The sequence below is a fragment of the Streptomyces sp. NPDC001380 genome, assembly GCF_042895785.1.
Taxonomy (GTDB): domain Bacteria; phylum Actinomycetota; class Actinomycetes; order Streptomycetales; family Streptomycetaceae; genus Peterkaempfera.
Genome location: NZ_JBIAWP010000002.1, coordinates 186615 through 205001, shown reverse-complemented (window position 1 = coordinate 205001; position 18387 = coordinate 186615). Strand labels below are relative to the sequence as shown.

Below are 18387 nucleotides of genomic sequence, written 5' to 3'. Positions count from 1 at the left end.
CGGGACCCGCCGGGACCCGCCGGGGGTCCGCCGCGGGTGCTCCGCTGACGGGGCGTCGGGGCGCGCGTAGGGTGGTGCGCATGTCGACGTACGCCCGTGGAGAGCGCCGGCGCCTGGCCGGCCTGCTGGAGGAGGCGGGGCCGCAGGCCCCGACGCTGTGCGAGGGGTGGACGGCCACCGACCTCGCCGCCCACCTGGTGGTGCGCGAGCGGCGGCCCGACGCCGCGCCCGGCATCGTCTTCCGCCCGCTCGCGGACTGGACCGCCAAGGTCCAGGCCGGGTACGCGGCGCGGCCCTGGCCGGAACTGGTGGAACTGGTGCGCTCCGGTCCGGGGCGGTTCTCGCCGTTCGCCCTGCCGGGCGTGGACGAGGCCGCGAACACGGTGGAGTTCTTCGTCCACGCCGAGGACGTGCGCCGGGCCGGGCCGGAGTGGAAGCCCGAACCGGTCGACCCGGGCCTGGCGGAGGCGCTGTGGAAGGGCCTGCGCGTGCCGGCCCGGATGGAGGCGGGCCGCCGCTCCCCCGTGGGCCTGGTGCTGCGCCGCCCCGACGGGCAGACCGTCGTGGCCCGCAAGGGCGCGCCCGTGGTGACCGTGGTCGGCGAGCCGGCGGAGCTGCTGCTCTTCGCCTTCGGCCGCGGCGCGCAGGCCCGGGTCACGGCCGAGGGCGACCCGGACGTGGTGGCGCTGCTCGGGAACGCGCTGCCGCTGCCGCACACCGAGGGGTGACGGCGGGCGGCGGGTGGCCGCCGCCGGGAGACGGCCGCGGCCCGGACGGGGAGTCCCCGTCCGGGCCGCACGGCGTCCGCCGCGGCGCGCCGCCGGGCGGCAGCCGCGGCGCGGGAGGTCAGCGCACGGGGTGGCCGGCGCCGCGCAGGGCGTCCTTGACCTCGCCGATCCGCAGGTCGCCGAAGTGGAGGACGCTGGCGGCGAGGACCGCGTCGGCGCCCGCGTCGACGGCCGGGGCGAAGTCGCCGAGGCCCCCGGCGCCGCCGGAGGCGATCACCGGGACGGTGACGGCCCTGCGGACGGCGCGCAGCATCTCCAGGTCGTAGCCGTCCTTGGTGCCGTCGGCGTCCATGGAGTTGAGCAGGATCTCCCCGGCGCCGAGGTCGGCGGCCTCGGCCGCCCACTCGACGGCGTCGATGCCGGTGCCGCGCCGCCCGCCGTGGGTGGTCACCTCGTACCCGGAGGGGGTCTCGGTGCCCTCGGGGCAGCGGCGGGCGTCGACGGAGAGCACCAGCACCTGGCGGCCGAAGCGGCGGGCGATCTCGCGGATGAGCTCGGGCCGGGCGATGGCGGCGGTGTTGACGCCGACCTTGTCGGCGCCGGCCCGCAGCAGCCGGTCCACGTCGTCGCAGGTGCGGACGCCGCCGCCGACGGTGAGCGGGATGAAGACCTGCTCGGCGGTGCGGCGCACCACGTCGTAGGTGGTCTCCCGGTCCCCGGAGGAGGCCGTGATGTCGAGGAAGACCAGCTCGTCGGCGCCCTCGGCGTCGTAGACCTTGGCCATCTCGACGGGGTCTCCGGCGTCCCGCAGGTTCTGGAAGTTGACGCCCTTGACCACGCGGCCGGCGTCGACGTCCAGGCAGGGGATCACACGGACGGCGAGAGTCATCAGGTTCCTTCCTCGGCTGCGGAGGCCAGACGGGCGGCGAGGCCCGTGCGGTGGGCGTCGACCTCCACCTCGACCATCATGCGGGAGTCCAGCAGGGCGTCGACGACGACCATGGTGGAGGCGGGCCGCACGGAGCCGAAGAGCTCCTTGTGGGCGCGGCCGACCTCCTCGGTGTCCCGGACGTGGGTGAGGTACATCCGGGTGCGGACCACGTCCTCGGCGCCCAGGCCGAACCCCTTCAGGGCCTCCAGGGCGACCCCGAAGGCGTCCCGGGCCTGGCCGTGGGGGTCGCCCTCGTGCTGGACCATGCCGTTGTACCAGGCGGTGCACCCGGAGACGAGGACGAAGTCCCCGGCCGCGACGGCCCGGGCGAACCCGATCTCGTCCTCGTAGGGGGAGAATCCGGCGAGGCGTCGAGCGGCGCGGTCCGTCATGAAACAGCCTCCAGGGCCTCTTCGAGGGTGAACTTCTGCTCGTAGAGGGCCTTGCCCACGATGGAGCCCTCGACACCCTCGGGGACGAGGCCGGCGATGGCGCGCAGGTCGTCGAGGGAGGAGACGCCGCCGGAGGCGACGACGGGGCGGTCGGTGGCGGCGCAGACGTCGCGCAGGAGCTGGAGGTTGGGGCCGGTGAGGGTGCCGTCCTTGTCGACGTCGGTGACGACGTAGCGGGCGCAGCCGTCGGCGTCGAGGCGGGCGAGGACCTCGTACAGGTCGCCGCCGTCGCGGGTCCAGCCGCGGCCGCGCAGGGTGGTGCCGACGACGTCGAGGCCGACCGCGATCCGGTCGCCGTGCTCGGCGATGGCCTTGCGGACCCAGTCGGGGGACTCCAGGGCGGCGGTGCCGAGGTTGACGCGGCGGCAGCCGGTGGCGAGGGCGGCGCGCAGCGACGCGTCGTCGCGGATGCCGCCGGACAGCTCGACCTTGACGTCGAGGCGGCCGACGACCTCGGCGAGCAGCTCCCGGTTGGAACCGGTGCCGAAGGCGGCGTCGAGGTCCACCAGGTGGATCCACTCGGCGCCGGCCTCCTGCCAGGCGAGGGCGGCGGTGAGCGGCTCGCCGAAGGAGGTCTCGGTGCCGGACTCCCCCTTGACGAGGCGGACGGCCTGGCCGTCCCGGACGTCGACGGCGGGGAGGAGTTCGAGGCGGTGGGCGGACATGCGGGTGCGGCTCCGGGATCGGTGGCGGGGGTGGACGGGGGCGGGGGCTGGACGGGAGGGGCCTACAGCGAGCCGACCCAGTTGGCCAGGAGGGCGGCGCCGGCGTCGCCGGACTTCTCCGGGTGGAACTGGGTGGCGCTGAGCGGGCCGTTCTCCACGGCGGCGACGAACGGCTCGCCGTGGGTGGCCCAGGTGACCCGGGGCGCCCTGATCCTCTCGTTGGTGACGGCCAGCTCCCAGCGGCGGACGGCGTAGGAGTGGACGAAGTAGAAGCGGGCGTCGGCGTCGAGGCCGGCGAAGAGGGTGGAGCCGGCGGGCGCGTCCACGGTGTTCCACCCCATGTGCGGGATGACGGGGGCGTGCAGCGGCTCGACGGTGCCGGGCCACTCGTCGCAGCCGGCGGTCTCCTCGCCGTGCTCGACGCCGCGGGCGAAGAGGATCTGCATGCCGACGCAGATGCCGAGCACCGGGCGGCCGCCCGCCAGGCGGCGGCCGATGACCTGCTCGCCGCGGACGGCGCGCAGGCCCTGCATGCAGGCGGCGAAGGCGCCGACGCCGGGCACGAGCAGGCCGTCGGCGTCGAGGGCGGTCTGGAAGTCGGAGGTGACGGTGACCTCCGCGCCGGTGCGCTCGACGGCGCGCTGGGCGGAGCGGAGGTTGCCGGAGCCGTAGTCGAGGACGACCACGTGCTTGCCCATGTCGAGTCCTTGGGGGTCGAGTCCTGGGGGGGCGGGCCCTGGGGGGGCGGGTCCTGGGGGGGCGGGCCCTGGGAGTGGGGGCCGGGTGCCGGGCCCCCGGGTGCGGGGGTCCCGGGCCCGGGGCCCCGGTGGTGCGGCTACAGGCGCATGAGGCCGGAGGCGAGGCAGAGCACCGCGCCGATGGCGAGCACCGCGATGACGCTCCTGGACTGCTTCTGCTTCCAGAACGAGTACACGCCGCCGAGCAGGAAGAGGCCGAGGGCGATCAGCAGGACGGCGGGGCTCACAGGGCGCCCTTCGTGGAGGGGATGGTTCCGGCGGCGCGCGGGTCGCGCTCGGAGGCGTAGCGCAGCGCGCGGGCCAGGGCCTTGAACTGGCACTCCACGATGTGGTGGGCGTTGCGCCCGTACGGGACGTGGACGTGCAGGGCGACCTGCGCCTGGGCGACGAAGGACTCCAGGATGTGCCGGGTCATGGTGGTGTCGTAGGCCCCGATCATGGGGGCCATGCCCTCCGGCTCGGTGTGCACCAGGTAGGGGCGGCCGGAGAGGTCGACGGTGACCTGGGCGAGGGCCTCGTCCAGCGGGACCGTGCAGTTCCCGAAGCGGGTGATGCCGCGCTTGTCGCCGAGGGCCTGCCGGAAGGCGGCGCCGAGGGCGAGGGCGGTGTCCTCGATGGTGTGGTGGGTGTCGATGTGCAGGTCGCCCTCGGTCTTGACGGTGAGGTCGAAGAGTCCGTGGCGCCCGAGCTGGTCGAGCATGTGGTCGTAGAAGCCGACGCCGGTGGAGACGTCGACGGTGCCGGTGCCGTCGAGGTCGATCTCGACCAGGACGGAGGTCTCCTTGGTGGTGCGCTCGACACGGCCGGTGCGGGTCATGCGGAGGGTTCAGAGCTCCTTGCTGCGGCGTCCGCCGCGGGGGCGGCCGCCTTGAGGACGGTTCGGACGGCGTCGAGGAAGGCGTCGTTCTCGGCGGGGGTGCCGGCGGTGACGCGCAGCCAGCCGGGGACGCCGTTGTCCCGGACGAGGACGCCCCGGTCGAGGAGGGCCTGCCAGACGGCGTGGGTGTCCTCGAAGCGGCCGAACTGGACGAAGTTGGCGTCCGAGTCGACGACCTCGGCGCCCTCGGCGCGCAGGGCCTCCACGAGCCGGTCGCGCTCGGCCTTGAGCCGGTCGACGTACCCGAGGAGGGTGTCGGTGTGCTCCAGGCAGGCGAGCGCGGTCGCCTGGGTGACGGCGGACAGGTGGTACGGGAGCCGCACCAGCTGGACGGCGTCGACCACGGCCGGGTCGGCGGCGAGGTAGCCGAGGCGCAGCCCGGCGGCGCCGAACGCCTTGGACATGGTGCGGGAGACCACCAGGTGCGGCCGGCCCTCGATGAGGGGCAGCAGCGAGGGCCGGTGGGAGAACTCCACGTACGCCTCGTCGACGACGACCATGGTGGGCTTCACCGCCTGGGCGGCGTCGTGGAGGGCGAGGACGGTCCCCGCGTCGACGGCGGTGCCGGTGGGGTTGTTGGGCGAGCAGACGAAGACCACGTCGGGGCGGTGCTCGGCGATCGCCGCCTCCGCCGCCTCCGTGTCGATGGTGAAGTCGTCGTTGCGGGGCCCGGGGATCCAGCCGGTGCCGGTGCCGCGGGAGATCAGCGCGTGCATCGAGTAGGAGGGCTCGAAGCCGAGGGCGGTGCGGCCGGGCCCGCCGAAGGCCTGCAGCAGCTGCTGGAGGACCTCGTTGGAACCGTTGGCCGCCCACACCTGCTCGCGGGTGACGGCGTGGCCGCCGGTGCGGGTGAGGTACGCGGCGAGGCGGGTGCGCAGCTCGACCGCGTCCCGGTCGGGGTAGCGGTTGAGGTTCCGCGCGGCCTCGGCGACGCGCTCGGCGATGCGGGCGACCAGCGGCTCGGGCAGCGGGTGGGGGTTCTCGTTGGTGTTCAGCCGCACCGGGACGTCGAGCTGGGGCGCCCCGTACGGGGACTGGCCGCGCAGCTCGTCGCGGACGGGCAGGTCGTCGATGCGGGTGACCGGCGCGGGGGCCGCAGCCGTGGGGGTCGCAGGCGTGGGGGTCACAGTCCGGGCGTCTCCCAGTCGAAGCGGGCGCGGATCGCGTCGCCGTGGCCGGGCAGGTCCTCGGCGGTGGCGAGGGTCACCACGTGGGCGGCGACGTCGGCGAGGGCCTCGCGGCTGTAGTCGACGACGTGGATGCCGCGCAGGAAGGTCTGCACGGACAGGCCCGAGGAGTGGCAGGCGCAGCCGCCGGTGGGCAGCACGTGGTTGGAGCCGGCGGCGTAGTCGCCCAGGGAGACCGGCGCGTACGGGCCGATGAAGATCGCCCCGGCGTTGCGGACCCGGGCGGCGACGGCGGCGGCGTCGCGGGTCTGGATCTCCAGGTGCTCGGCGGCGTAGGCGTCGACGACGCGCAGGCCCTGGTCGAGGTCGTCGACAAGGACGATGCCGGACTGGCGGCCGCCGAGCGCCTCGGTGATGCGCTCGCGGTGCCTGGTCGCGGCGACCTGCGGCTCCAGCTCCTTCGCGACCCGGTCGGCGAGCTCGACGGAGTCGGTGACCAGCACGGCGGCGGCCATCGGGTCGTGCTCGGCCTGGCTGATGAGGTCGGCGGCGAGGTGGCGGGGGTCGGCGGAGTCGTCGGCGAGGATGGCGATCTCGGTGGGGCCGGCCTCGGCGTCGATGCCGATGCGGCCCTTGAGGAGGCGCTTGGCCGCGGCGACGTAGATGTTGCCCGGGCCCGTGACGAGGTTCACGGGGCGGCACTCGTCGGTGCCGTACGCGAACATGGCGACCGCCTGGGCGCCGCCGACCGCGTACACCTCGTCGACGCCGAGGAGGGCGCAGGCGGCGAGGATGGTGGGGTGCGGCAGGCCGCCGAACTCCTTCTGCGGCGGGGAGGCCACCGCGATGCCCTCGACGCCGGCCTCCTGGGCGGGCACGGTGTTCATGACCACGGAGGACGGGTAGACGGCGAGGCCGCCGGGGACGTACAGGCCGACACGCTCGACCGGCACCCAGCGCTCGGTGACGGTGCCTCCGGGCACCACCTGCACGGTGTGGTCGGTGCGGCGCTGCTCGCGGTGGACGATGCGGGCCCTGCGGACGGACTCCTCCAGGGCGGCGCGCACCCTCGGGTCGAGCCCGGCCAGCGCCTCGTCGATCGCCGTCTGCGGCACGCGCACCTGCTCCAGGCGCACCCCGTCGAACCGCTCGGTGATCTCGATGAGCGCGGCCGTGCCGCGATGGCGCACGTCGTCGCAGATGGGCCGCACTCTCTCCAGCGCGGCCTCGACGTCGAACTCGGCGCGGGGCAGCAGGTCGCGCGGGTCGCCGGTGGCGCCGCGCAGGTCGATTCGAGAGATCACTCTGCCCAGTGTAAGGAGTGGCCGGAACCATCGGCCGCAGATTCCAGTCCGTGATACACCAAGTGGGACGTCGGGGGTGACACGGGAGGGGGGGTCCGGGCGTGGACGGGCCGCCGGAGGACTGGTCGGAGCCGGAGCGCCGCCTGTGGGCCGCGTACCGGCGCGGGGAGACGCTGGACCTGCGCAGCGGCGTGCCGGAGGAGGACCACCCGGTGACCTCCGGACCGTGGGGTCCGGAGCGCACGGTGCGGGCGGAGACGATGGCCCGGCTGCTGCTGGACGGTCCGCCGCCGGAGTCCGGGCGTGTCGCGAGCCTCAAGGTCACCGGTGCGTACGTCACCGGGGCGCTGGACCTGGCGGGCGGCGTGGTGGCGGCCTACGTGGAGCTGCGGGGCTGCCGGTTCGAGCGCAAGATCCTCATGTCGGAGTGCCGGGCGGGCACGGTGCGGATGATCGGCTGCCTGGTGCCGCGGATCGAGGCGTCGCGGCTGGTCACCGAGGGCGACCTGCACCTGCCGCGGTGCGTGCTGACCGGCGGGCTGCGGCTGACCGACGCCCGGATCGGCACCGACCTGCTGCTGAACCAGGCCACCGTCGGCGGCGACCGCAACGACCGGGCGATCGCCGCCGACGGCCTCACCGTGAGCCAGGACGTCGAGGCGGAGCTGATGCGCTGCACCGGCGAGATCAGCCTGCGCAGCGCCCGGATCGGGGGGCGGCTCTCGCTGCGGGGCAGCGCGCTGCGGGCCCGGCCGGGCCGGATCTGCCTGAACGCGGCGCGGATCAGCGTGGAGCACACGCTGTACCTGAGCCGCTGCTGGCTGAGCGGGTGGAGCACGTCGGGCTCCGACTACGGCTCGGGGTACGGCGAGCGGCCCGCCGACCAGGCGGCGAGCGTGCCGTTCACGGCGCGCGGCGGGGTGCGGCTGGACGACGGCCGGTTCGGCAACGCCTGCCTGGTCGACCGGGCGGAGTTCCGGCTCGGCGAGGGCGAGGAGCTGTCGCTGCGCCGCATCCAGACCCCGGAGCTGCGGTTCTGCCTCTCGCACACCCCCACCGGCCGGGTCTCGCTCTCCCGGGCCCGGGTGGGCACCCTGATCGACACGGTGGACAGCTGGCCGGGCGGCGGGCGGGTGGGGCTGACGGGCTTCGTGTACGAGTCGCTGCGGCCGGCTGCGGACTTCCCCCTGGCGAAACGTATCGCCTGGCTGGACGGCGCCCTGGGCGACTTCCGGCCCGAGCCGTACGAGCAGCTCGCGGCGGCGCTGCTGCGCGACGGCCTCGACGAGGACGCCCGCGTCGTCCAGCTCGCCAAGCACCGCCGGCGCCGATCCACCCTGCCGCTGCTCGGCCGGCTCTGGGGGCGGCTGCAGGACACCACCGTCGGCTACGGCTACCGGCCGGCGCGGGCGGCGCTGTGGATGGCGCTGATCTGGGCACTGGGCGCCGCGTACTTCGCGGGCCACCCGCCGCAGCCGCTGAAGGCCGACGAGGTGCCGCACTGGAACGCCGCCCTGTACGCGATGGACCTGCTGCTGCCGCTGATCGACCTGGGGCAGGACGGCGCGTGGAAGCCGTCCGGCGCCGACCAGTGGGCGGCCACCGCGCTCGTCCTGCTGGGCTGGGTGCTGGCCACCACGGTGGCGGCGGGCGCCACCCGGATGCTGCGGCGCGGCTGAGCCGCCGGCCCCCCGGCGGCCCCTCACGCGACCTGCCGCGATGACACCGCGTCGCCGCCCGCCCCCGACGGGTGGCGGGGCCCGGCCGGGGCTGCCAGGGTGGAGGGGCCGGGGGTCCGCGAACGCCCGTACCGGGGCGCTGCCCCGAGCGTGCCCCGGTACGGGCCACTCCGCGGGCGCCGCCGCGCGGCGCCCCGGCCGGGCAGGGGGCGCGCGGCGGCGCCCCGGCCACGTACGCTGTGCGCCGTGACCGAACGGCTGCCGCTCTTCCCGCTGGGCTCGGTGCTCTTCCCCGGCCTGGTGCTCCCCCTCCACGTCTTCGAGGAGCGCTACCGCCGCCTGGTCGCCGACCTGGAGGCGCAGCCGGAGGACGTGCCGCGGCGCTTCGGGGTGGTGGCGATCCGCGACGGGCAGGAGGTCGCCCCGGTGCGGGACACCGACGAGCCCGCGGGTGCGGCGGACGGCTTCGGGCCCGACCCGGTGCGGGCGCTGCACACGGTGGGCTGCGTCGCCGAGGTCGCCTCGGCGCAGGCCCGGCCCGACGGCCGGTTCGAGCTCATCGCCACCGGCACCACCCGCTTCCGGCTCCTGTCCGTCGACGCCTCCGGCCCCTACCTGGTCGGCAAGGTCGAGGAGCTGCCCGAGACCGAGGGCCCCGGGGCGGGCGCGCTGGCCGCCGGGGTGGTGCAGGCGTTCCGCCGGTACCAGAAGCGGCTGGCCGGAGCGCGCGAGAGCACCCTGGCCGCCGAGCAGGAGCTGCCCGACGACCCCCGGGTGCTCTCCTACCTGGTGGCGGCGGCCTCGGTGCTGGAGGTCGCCGACCGGCAGCGGCTGCTCGCCGCGGCCGACACCACGGAGCGGCTGGCCGTCGAGCTGGAGCTGCTGCGCCGCGAGACGGCGGTGCTCTCCCGGCTGCCGTCGCTGCCCGCCTGGGAGCTGACCCGGGCGGCGGTCAACCCCAACTGAGCGGCCGGCCCCGCCCGGCGCGGTCGACCCCAACTGAGCGGCCGGCCGCGCCGGACGGGCGGCCCCGAGCGAACGGCCGGCGGCAGACCGCCGGCCACCGAGGAGGAATGGCGCAGATGGGCGCGAGGAAGAAGGGCACGGGCGGACGGGGCACCCCGGCCACGGTGGCGCTGGAGGCCGCGGGAGTGCCCTTCACGGTGCACGCGTACGTCCACGACCCGGCGGCCGCCTCGTACGGCGGGGAGGCGGCGGAGGCGCTGGGCACGGCGCCGGAGCGGGTCCTCAAGACCCTCGTCGCCGAGGTCGACGGGGCACTGGCGGTGGGGGTGGTCCCGGTGGCCGGACAGCTGGACCTCAAGGCCCTGGCGGCCGCGCTGGGCGGCCGGCGCGCGGCGATGGCCGACCCGGCGGCGGCCGAGCGGGCCACCGGGTACGTCCGCGGCGGCATCTCCCCGCTGGGCCAGCGCCGCCGGCTGCCCACCGTGGTGGACGCCGGCGCGCTGGGGCACGCCACGGTCTACGTCTCGGCGGGCCGCCGGGGCCTGGAGGTCGAACTGGCGCCGCAGGACCTGGTCGCCCTCACCGGCGCGGTCACCGCGCCCATCGGCCGGGCCTGACCCCGGCCGGCCCGGCCCCGGCCGCCGACCGCGGCGCCGGGAACGGCGGGGTGGGCGGGGGCGCGGGGCGCGGGAACGACGACGGGCGGCTCAGTGCTCCGCGGCCGGGAGCGGCGGCTGCGGCGGCTGGGGGAACTGCGGGGACTGCGGGGACTGCGGGACGCCGTGCCAGTACGGTCCGGGCTCCGGCTCGCGGCGCCCGAAGGCCGCGGTCAGCCCCAGCAGCACCACCATGGCCGTCATCGGCCACACCAGCAGGGCGCCCTTGGCCCCGAGCTGCAGCGCCGCGTCGAAGACCCTGCCCTCCCCCACCTGGCGGGCGTGGGCGACCATGTCGCTCGTCGGCCCCAGGGCGATGCCGAGCCGCCAGGCCGCGACCGCGCCGAGCAGGCCGCCCAGCGCGAGGCCGACGGCGACGGCGACACCGCCGCCGCGGCGGCGGGTGAGCAGGAAGGCGGTGAGGGCGCAGAGCGCCCCCGCACCCAGTCCCAGCAGGGCGAAGACGCCGTCGGCGGCGGCCCGCTGCTCCCCCTCGGGGTCCTTGAGGTAGACGGCCCTGGTGTCGGCGTACAGCGGCACGCGGGGGGCGAGCCAGAGCCAGAGCAGCCCCACGGCCAGTCCGGCGAGGAGGCTGCCCGCGGCGGCCAGCGCGCCGACCCTGACCTCCGCACCGGGGTTGCGCGGCGGCTGCTCGGCCGGGGGAACGGAGGGGAGGCCGGGCTGCCCGTACCCGTACCCGTGGGCGGCCGCGGGCGGCTGCGGACCGGGGTGGGCGGCCCCGGACGGCGGGGTCCACTGCGCCGGGTCCCCCGGGGTCCGGGGCCCCTGCCCCGGGGCTCCGGCGGGCTGCGGGGCCGGCGGCTCCGTGCCGGGGGCGGTGGGGCGGCCGGGACCCGGAGGGGTGTTCGGTGCGGTCACCGGCCCATCGTCCCACGCCGGGCGGCGGCGCGGGTCCCCAGGTCGCCCCGCGGCCACGGCCGGGGGCCCGCCCGGCCGGCCGCGGGGGCGCGGCTCAGCGGCCGGAGACGGCCGCCCGGCGGTAGGCCCGGGTGGCGGCGGTGAGCGAGAGCAGGCCGACGGCCGCGCACACCGCGAGGTCGGCGCCGACGGCGGTCCAGTCCGGCGCGGCGTCGAAGGTGCGGGCGAAGGCCTCCACGCCGTACGTGGAGGGCAGCAGGTCGCGCAGCAGGCGGACCGCCTCCGGCATCCGGGAGGCCGGGAGCACGCCCAGCAGCAGCGCGGCGGACATGCCGAGCTGGCCCAGCAGGGTCGCGATCTCCTGGCGGGGGGCCAGCAGGCCGCAGACGGCGCCGAGGCCGGAGAGCGCGGCCCCGGCGAGCGGCACGACCGCGAGCAGGATCCACAGGTGGGCCCAGGGAAGGCCGAACAGGCCGGCGCCGACCGCCGCGGTGACGAGCGTGCCGGGCAGCGTGAAGGAGGCGTACGCGCCGGCCGCGCCGAGCACCACGGCCGCCGGCGGCACCGGCAGCGTGGCGTAGTGGTCGAGGCCGCCGGTGGCGCGCAGCCGCCCGAAGTACTGGGCGAGCAGGTTGAGCGCGACGAAGGCGACGACGAGGACGCTGGAGCCGGCGACGACGGCGCGGGCCGAGTCGTTGCCGCCGGAGTCGACGACGCCGCGCATCATGACGAGGATGCCCAGCGACTGGAAGGTCGCCACGAAGAGCAGCGGCATCCGGGCGACCCGCGCGCGGGAGAGCTGGGCGCGGTAGACGGCGGCCAGGGCGGGCAGCAGCCGGGCGGCGGGCGCCAGCGGCGCGGGGGCGGGCCGCGCGGGTGCGGCGGCGGGCGCGGTGGCCTCGGCGGACGCGGTCACCCGGCCTGCCCTCCTTCGCGGTCGGCCCCCTGTGCGGCGCCCAGGTCGAGGTAGGCGTCCTCCAGGGTGGGCGTGGCGAGGGTGAAGTCGTCGAGCGCGGCGAAGGCCGGCCCGGAGGTGACGGCGGCGACCAGCTCCCTGGCCTCCTCGGGGGTGGTGCGCAGGGTCCAGCGGCGGCCGGAGACCTGGGCGCGCCCGGCGGCGGCGGCCAGGACGGGCACGTCCGGCGGGGCGTCGGTGCGCCACACCAGCTCCAGCCGGACGCGGCCGTCGACCAGGGCCTTGAGCCGCCCGGGGGTGTCGCAGGCGAGGACGCGGCCGCCGTGCACGACGGCGACCCGGTCGAGGACGGTCTCGGCCTCGATGACGTTGTGGGTGACGAGCAGGACGGTGGTGCCGTGCTCGGCACGGCGGCGGTCCACGGCGGCCCAGACGGCGCGGCGGGCGACGGGGTCCATGCCGGTGGTGGGCTCGTCCAGGACCAGCAGGGGCCGCTCGCCGACGAGGGCGGCCCCGAAGCAGGCGAGGCGGCGCTGGCCTCCCGAGAGGCGGCCGACGGGGCGGTCGGCGAGCGGTTCGAGGCCGAGCTCGGCGAGGACGGCGTCGCGTTCGGCGCGGGCGCGCCGGGCGGGCAGGCCGCGCAGCCGCCCGGTGGTCTCGGCGGCGAGGGCGACGGTCAGCTCGTCGAGCGCGGTGGACTCCTGGCCGAGGTAGCCGAGGAGGCGCGGCGCCCGCTCCGGGTGGCGCACCAGGTCGTGGCCGAGGACGTCGATGCTGCCCTCGTCGGGCCGCAGCAGGCCGGTGAGCTGCCGCACCAGGGTGGACTTGCCCGCGCCGTTGGGTCCGAGCAGGCCGAAGACCTCGCCGCGGCGGACGTCGAGGGAGATCCCGTCGTTGGCCCGCACCTCGGCGGCCTTCGCGCCGCGCCCGGTGCGGTAGGCCTTCACCAGGCCGCGCACGGTGCAGCACGGCCCGGCGGCCGGGTCGGACGCCTGCGGTGCCTGCGGCGCCCGCGGCGCCTGCTGAGGAGTCTGCGTGCTCACCCGTCACCGGCCGGGGGGACATGCGTGGTGCCCGTACTCACGGGTCACGACTCTACGCCGGGATCGGGACGGACCGGGACATGGGGCCGGGGCACGGGGCCCTCAGTCGTCGACCGAGACCATCTCGCCGCCGGGCACGCGGGCGGCCAGCTCGCGCCAGAAGCCGGCCCGGATGGCGTAGCGGTCGTGCTCGTCGATCTGGTCGTCCTTGTGGGCGAGGAGGCCGAAACGGGCGGCGTAGCGCAGCAGCTCGCCGTCGACGCGGTGCGGGATCCGCGGGTAGTCGGACCACAGGACGGTAAGGCGTTCGAGGTCGCCGAGGCGGTCGGTCCAGCGGCGGGCGAAGACCTGGCCGACCTCGTGCGGGTCGCCGCCGACGGTGGTGATGTCCTCCTCGCGGTCGGCCCAGCGCTGCTCGGCGGTGGTGACCTGGGCGAGGGTGGGCAGGGCGTCGCCGGGCACGGAGGCCTCGCCGCCCCGCTCGACCCAGCCCCGGTCGGAGGACCAGCGCAGGACGGCGGCGTGGGGCTGCCGGTCGGCCGCGGCGGCGGCCTGCTGGCCGGCGGCGGTGCGGCCGGCCAGTCCGGCGAGGTCCTTGGGGGTGGGCACGGCCCGGTGGGCGGCGGCGGGCGCGGGGCGCTCGGCGGGGCGGGGCCGGGCGGCCTCGCCCTCGGCGGCGGCGGCCGGGGCGGCGGGCTGCCGGCCGGGCGGGGCGGAGAGGATCTCGGCGATCTCGGGGCTGGGCACCGGGGGCCGGCAGGCGGCGGCCGCCTCGCGGACGCGGACCCACCGGGTGATCCACTCGCGGTCGAGGACCCGGCGCTCGTCGGCCTCGGCGACGAGGTCCTCGGACTGGTTGAAGTCGCCGTCGGCGGCCTGGACGGCCCACAGGTGGACGGCGACGCCGTGCTCCTTGGCCGCGGTCATGCCGGGCAGCAGGTCGCCGTCGCCGGTGACGAGGACGACGTCGGCGCAGGCGCGGTTGCGGGCGAGCTCGGACAGCTCGGCGTGCATGGCGGCGTCGACGCCCTTCTGCACCCAGCGGCCCTCGGCCCTGGTCAGGGCGCCGAGGCGGACGGTGACGCGGGGCATGACCCGCAGGCGGCGGTGCTCGGGCATGGGGCGGCGGTCGGGGGCCGCGTCGAACCAGTAGATGCGGAGCAGCGGCAGGCCGGTCTCGGCCTCGGCGCGCTCGCGGAGCGAGCCGATGAGGTCGGTGTGGTCGACGGCGATGCGGGAGCGGGCGGGCTCCCCGGCGAGCAGGCTGGCGGCGGCGCCGAGCAGGTACCCGGCGTCCACGAGGACGACGCAGCGGTCCACTTCCACACCTCTTCCCGAGGGGCCCGGCCGCGTACGACGCGGAGGGCCGCCCACCGTTCAGATGTCCATACCCGGCGGCCGGGCGGCGAACCGCTGTGAAGGATCTTGATTCACCCGGTCACGCCCCGGCGGCGGCCGTTCGATGATCTTGTCACTGCGGGACGCCCGCACCCGCCGGGGTCGTGTGCGCGCCGTGTGGGGATTCTCTGAAGGTGCCCGCGCACCGGGTCCCGGCACCGCGCGGGCAGCACTCCGGCGGCGGGCGGCGCCGCCGCCGGCGTCCGGACACCCGGGCGCGGCACGTCGCACGCGGCGCGGGCGCCGCCGGGCCGGCCAGGTCGGACCGGTCAGGTCGGGCCGGCCGGGCCGGACCGGTCAGCCCGCCGAGCCCGCCAGGCAGGACGGGCCGAGGAGCTGCTTGAGGTCGCCGAAGAGCGCCGGGTCGGAGGTGACCCGGTGCCGGTCCAGGCGCAGCACGGTGGTCTTGCGGCGGCCCTCCAGCCGGAGCCGGACCTCGGTGTTGCCCTTGTGGTGCGCCAGGACCTCGCCGAGGCGGGAGACCAGCGGCGGGGTGATCTTCACCATGGGGATGGAGATCACCACGGGCGCGTCGGCGTGGGCGTCGGAGAGGTCCGGGACGATCAGCTCCATGCCCATGAGCCGGGGCACGTCCTCGCGCTTGTCGAGCTTGCCCCGGACGAAGACGACGGCGTCCTCGACCAGCTGGGTGGAGACGAGCTGGTAGCTGGCGGGGAAGAACATGCAGTCGATGGAGCCCGCCAGGTCCTCGACGGTGGCGATGGCCCAGGCGTTGCCCTGCTTGGTCATCTTCCGCTGGAGGCCGGAGATGATGCCGCCGATGGTGAGGATGGAGCCGTCGGGGCGCTCGGCGAGGTCGGCGATCGCACAGTCCGCCTTGTCGGCGAGGACGTGCTCGATGCCGTGCAGGGGGTGCGAGGAGACGTACAGGCCGAGCATCTCCCGCTCCTGGGTGAGCAGGAAGGACTTGTCCCACTCCTCCTCGGAGAAGACCACGTCGAGGCCGAAGCCGGGCCCGTCGTCCTCGACGGCGTCGCCGCCGAAGAGGTCGAACTGGCCCTCGGCCTCCTTGCGCTTGACCCCGACCACGTTGTCGATCATCGGCTCGAACTGGGCGGTCAGCCCCTTGCGGGTGTGGCCCAGGGAGTCGAAGGCGCCGGCCTTGATCAGCGACTCGACGGTGCGCTTGTTGCAGACGACCGACTCGACCTTGTCGAGGAAGTCGGGGAAGGAGGTGTACTTCCCCTTGGCCTTGCGGGTGCGGACGATCGAGTCGACCACGTTGGCGCCGACGTTGCGGACGGCGGTGAGGCCGAACCGGACGGTGTCGTCGCCGTGCGGGGTGAACTCGGCGTCGGACTCGTTGACGTCCGGCGGCAGCACCTGGATGCCCATCTTGCGGCACTCGTTGAGGTAGACCGCCGACTTGTCCTTGTCGTCCTTGACGGAGGTGAGGAGCGCCGACATGTACTCGGCCGGGTAGTTGGCCTTGAGGTAGGCGGTCCAGTACGAGACCAGGCCGTAGCCGGCGGTGTGGGCCTTGTTGAAGGCGTAGCCGGAGAAGGGGACCAGCACGTCCCAGACGGCCTGGATCGCGGCGTCGGAGTAGCCGCGCTCGCGGCAGCCCTTCTGGAAGGGGACGAACTCCGCCTCCAGGATCTCCTTCTTCTTCTTGCCCATGGCGCGGCGCAGCAGGTCGGCCTGGCCGAGCGAGTAGCCGGCGAGGATCTGGGCGGCCTTCTGCACCTGCTCCTGGTAGACGATCAGGCCGTAGGTGGGCGCCAGCACCTCCTTGAGCGGCTCCTCCAGCTCGGGGTGGATCGGGGTGATCTCCTGCTGGCCGTTCTTGCGGAGCGCGTAGTTGGTGTGCGAGTTGACGCCCATCGGGCCCGGCCGGTACAGCGCGAGGACGGCGGAGATGTCCTCGAAGTTGTCGGGCTTCATCAGGCGCAGCAGCGAGCGCATGGGGCCGCCGTCGAGCTGGAAGACGCCGAGGGTGTCGCCGCGGGCCAGCAGCTCGTAGGCGGGCTTGTCGTCGAGCGGCAGCTCCAGCAGCTCGATCTTCCGGCCCTTGTTCTTCTCGATCGCCTTGACGGCGTCGTCCATGATCGTGAGGTTGCGCAGGCCCAGGAAGTCCATCTTCAGCAGTCCGAGCCCCTCGCAGGTGGGGTAGTCGAACTGCGTGATGACGGCGCCGTCGGTGTGCCGGGTCCAGACCGGGATGTGGTCGGTCAGCGGCTCGGCGGACATGATGACGCCGGCCGCGTGGACGCCGGGCTGTCGGATCAGGCCCTCGATGCCGCGGGCGGTGTCGATGACCTTGCGGACGTCGGGGTCGTTCTCGTACAGGCCGCGGATCTCGCCCGCCTCGCCGTAGCGGGGGTGCGAGCTGTCGGTGATGCCGGAGAGCGGGATGCCCTTGCCCATGACGTCCGGCGGCATGGCCTTGGTGATGCGGTCGCCCATGGCGTACGGGTAGCCGAGGACCCGGGAGGAGTCCTTGATGGCGGCCTTCGCCTTGATGGTGCCGTACGTGACGATCTGGGCGACCTTGTCGGAGCCCCACTTCTCGGTGACGTAGCGGATCACGTCGCCGCGCCGGCGCTCGTCGAAGTCGATGTCGACGTCGGGCATGGAGATGCGCTCGGGGTTGAGGAACCGCTCGAAGATCAGGCCGTGCGGGATGGGGTCGAGGTCGGTGATGCCCATCGCGTACGCGACCAGCGAGCCGGCGGCGGAGCCTCGGCCGGGGCCGACCGCGATGCCCTGGCCCTTGGCCCACAGGATGAAATCGGAGACCACGAGGAAGTACGCGGGGAAGCCCATCTGGCAGATGGTCTCCATCTCGTACTCGGCGAGCTTGCGGTGCTCCTCGTCGTAGCCGTTCGGGAAGCGGCGGTCCATGCCCTTCCACACCTCGGCGCGGAAGAACGCCTCCTCGGAGTCGAAGCCCTCCGGGATGGGGAAGCGCGGCATGAGGTTCTTGAACTCGAACATGCCGGCGGTGTCGACCCGCTCGGCCACCAGCAGCTGGCTGTTGCGGCAGCCCTCCTGCCAGGCGTCGGAGGAGTCCACGGCGTACATCTCGGCGGCGGACTTGATGTAGTAGCCGGTGCCGTCGAACTTGAAGCGGTCCGGGTCGGAGAGGTTCTTGCCGGTCTGCACGCAGAGCAGCAGGTCGTGCGCGGCGGCGTCCTCCTCCCGGGTGTAGTGGGAGTCGTTGGTGACGACCGGCGGGATGCCGAGCTTGCGCCCGATCTCGACCAGGCCGTCGCGGACCCGCTTCTCGATGTCGAGGCCGTGGTCCATCAGCTCCAGGAAGTAGTTCTCCTTGCCGAAGATCTCCTGGTACTCGGCCGCCGACTTCAGCGCCTCGTCGTACTGGCCCAGGCGCAGCCGGGTCTGCAGCTCGCCCGAGGGGCAGCCGGTGGAGGCCATCAGCCCGGCGGCGTGCTCGGCGAGGATCTCCTTGTCCATCCGGGGCCACTTCACCAGCCAGCCCTCGGCGTAGGAGCGCGAGGTCAGCTTGAAGAGGTTGTGCAGGCCCTCCTTGTTGCGGGCCCAGATGGTCTTGTGGAGGTAGGCGCCGGACGCGGAGACGTCGTCGCGCTTCTGGTGCGGCTGGCCCCACAGGATGCGCTTGGGGTTGGTGCGCTTCTCGGGCGCGACGTACGCCTCGATGCCGATGACCGGGGTGATGCCGGCGGCGGTGGCCTGCTTGTGGAACTCCGCGGCGCCGTACATGTTGCCGTGGTCGGTCATCGCGACATGGGTCATGCCCTGCCGCTCGACCTCCTTGAAGAGCTCCTTCAGGCGGGCGGCGCCGTCCAGCATCGAGTACTCGGTGTGGACGTGCAGGTGCGCGAAGGAGTCGCTCACGGCGGGGGCCTCCGGGGGCTCGCAGGCGGTCGGGCGGGCGGTGGACGCGCGGGGTGACGGCCGGGCACGCAGCGTGTGCGGCGGGGCCGGAAACACGTGAGGCCCGGACCGTCACGGCCCGGACCACGTCTCACACGTTCACGGGAGCCGAGTCTATCCCCGCCCGCC

Annotated in this window: 17 protein-coding genes; 4 read left to right on the top strand and 13 right to left on the bottom strand. The window is 75.2% G+C overall.

Annotation, left to right across the window (positions count from 1 at the left end; genetic code table 11):
* Nucleotides 1-80: 80 nt before the first annotated feature.
* Nucleotides 81-728, top strand: a complete 648-nt coding sequence (locus ACFY07_RS03685) for a TIGR03085 family metal-binding protein (RefSeq protein ID WP_390867198.1) — start codon at nt 81-83, stop codon at nt 726-728.
* A 118-nt stretch (nt 729-846) separates the two neighbouring features.
* Here the strand turns inward: ACFY07_RS03685 and hisF are convergent, their stop codons facing one another.
* From hisF to hisD, 8 genes are all read right to left on the bottom strand, one after another.
* Nucleotides 847-1617, bottom strand: a complete 771-nt coding sequence (gene hisF / locus ACFY07_RS03680) for an imidazole glycerol phosphate synthase subunit HisF (RefSeq protein ID WP_390867197.1) — start codon at nt 1615-1617, stop codon at nt 847-849.
* A complete protein-coding gene (locus tag ACFY07_RS03675) occupies nt 1617-2051 on the bottom strand; it encodes a RidA family protein (protein ID WP_230648172.1) in 435 nt (144 codons plus the stop codon). The genes hisF and ACFY07_RS03675 overlap by 1 nt, the downstream gene beginning before the upstream one ends.
* Nucleotides 2048-2776 carry a bifunctional 1-(5-phosphoribosyl)-5-((5-phosphoribosylamino)methylideneamino)imidazole-4-carboxamide isomerase/phosphoribosylanthranilate isomerase PriA gene (gene priA / locus ACFY07_RS03670; protein ID WP_230648173.1) on the bottom strand — a complete coding sequence of 243 codons (729 nt, stop codon included), beginning with the start codon at nt 2774-2776 and terminating at the stop codon, nt 2048-2050. Before priA ends, ACFY07_RS03675 begins: the two co-directional genes overlap by 4 nt.
* Nucleotides 2777-2838: 62 nt before the next feature.
* Nucleotides 2839-3474, bottom strand: coding sequence for an imidazole glycerol phosphate synthase subunit HisH (gene hisH, locus ACFY07_RS03665; RefSeq protein WP_230648174.1), 636 nt, complete (start codon nt 3472-3474; stop codon nt 2839-2841).
* 137 nt (nt 3475-3611) lie between these two features.
* Entirely contained in the window at nt 3612-3761 is a 150-nt protein-coding gene (locus ACFY07_RS03660) for a hypothetical protein (RefSeq protein ID WP_230648175.1), read from the bottom strand.
* Nucleotides 3758-4351, bottom strand: coding sequence for an imidazoleglycerol-phosphate dehydratase HisB (gene hisB / locus ACFY07_RS03655; protein ID WP_230648176.1), 594 nt, complete (start codon nt 4349-4351; stop codon nt 3758-3760). Before hisB ends, ACFY07_RS03660 begins: the two co-directional genes overlap by 4 nt.
* Nucleotides 4348-5538: a histidinol-phosphate transaminase gene (locus tag ACFY07_RS03650; protein WP_390867196.1), complete on the bottom strand. Its 1191-nt coding sequence runs from the start codon at nt 5536-5538 to the stop codon at nt 4348-4350. Before ACFY07_RS03650 ends, hisB begins: the two co-directional genes overlap by 4 nt.
* Nucleotides 5535-6842, bottom strand: coding sequence for a histidinol dehydrogenase (hisD, locus tag ACFY07_RS03645; protein ID WP_230648178.1), 1308 nt, complete (start codon nt 6840-6842; stop codon nt 5535-5537). Before hisD ends, ACFY07_RS03650 begins: the two co-directional genes overlap by 4 nt.
* A 101-nt stretch (nt 6843-6943) precedes the next feature.
* On the opposite strand from hisD, the gene ACFY07_RS03640 reads away from it, so the two are divergent.
* The 3 genes from ACFY07_RS03640 to ybaK all read left to right on the top strand — a co-directional run bounded on the left by ACFY07_RS03640 (nt 6944) and on the right by ybaK (nt 10104).
* Nucleotides 6944-8521, top strand: a complete 1578-nt coding sequence (locus ACFY07_RS03640) for an oxidoreductase (protein WP_390867195.1) — start codon at nt 6944-6946, stop codon at nt 8519-8521.
* 246 nt (nt 8522-8767) lie between these two features.
* Nucleotides 8768-9487 (top strand): LON peptidase substrate-binding domain-containing protein, encoded by a 720-nt coding sequence (locus ACFY07_RS03635; protein ID WP_390867194.1) that lies wholly within the window; start codon nt 8768-8770, stop codon nt 9485-9487.
* A 116-nt stretch (nt 9488-9603) separates the two neighbouring features.
* Nucleotides 9604-10104 (top strand): Cys-tRNA(Pro) deacylase, encoded by a 501-nt coding sequence (gene ybaK / locus ACFY07_RS03630; protein ID WP_390867410.1) that lies wholly within the window; start codon nt 9604-9606, stop codon nt 10102-10104.
* Between the two features lie 90 nt (nt 10105-10194).
* Here ybaK and ACFY07_RS03625 read toward each other — a convergent pair whose 3' ends face one another.
* The 5 genes from ACFY07_RS03625 to dnaE form a co-directional block, all read right to left on the bottom strand.
* Entirely contained in the window at nt 10195-11022 is an 828-nt protein-coding gene (locus tag ACFY07_RS03625; protein WP_390867193.1) for a hypothetical protein, read from the bottom strand.
* Nucleotides 11023-11116: 94 nt separating this feature from the next.
* Nucleotides 11117-11938, bottom strand: coding sequence for an ABC transporter permease (locus ACFY07_RS03620; RefSeq protein WP_390867191.1), 822 nt, complete (start codon nt 11936-11938; stop codon nt 11117-11119).
* Complete coding sequence (locus tag ACFY07_RS03615; RefSeq protein WP_390867409.1) at nt 11935-12897, bottom strand: ABC transporter ATP-binding protein; 963 nt, start codon at nt 12895-12897, stop codon at nt 11935-11937. Before ACFY07_RS03615 ends, ACFY07_RS03620 begins: the two co-directional genes overlap by 4 nt.
* Nucleotides 12898-13083: 186 nt before the next feature.
* Entirely contained in the window at nt 13084-14301 is a 1218-nt protein-coding gene (locus ACFY07_RS03610) for an NYN domain-containing protein (RefSeq protein WP_390867408.1), read from the bottom strand.
* Nucleotides 14302-14676: 375 nt separating this feature from the next.
* A complete protein-coding gene (dnaE, locus tag ACFY07_RS03605; RefSeq protein ID WP_308188827.1) occupies nt 14677-18219 on the bottom strand; it encodes a DNA polymerase III subunit alpha in 3543 nt (1180 codons plus the stop codon).
* Nucleotides 18220-18387 lie beyond the last annotated feature (168 nt).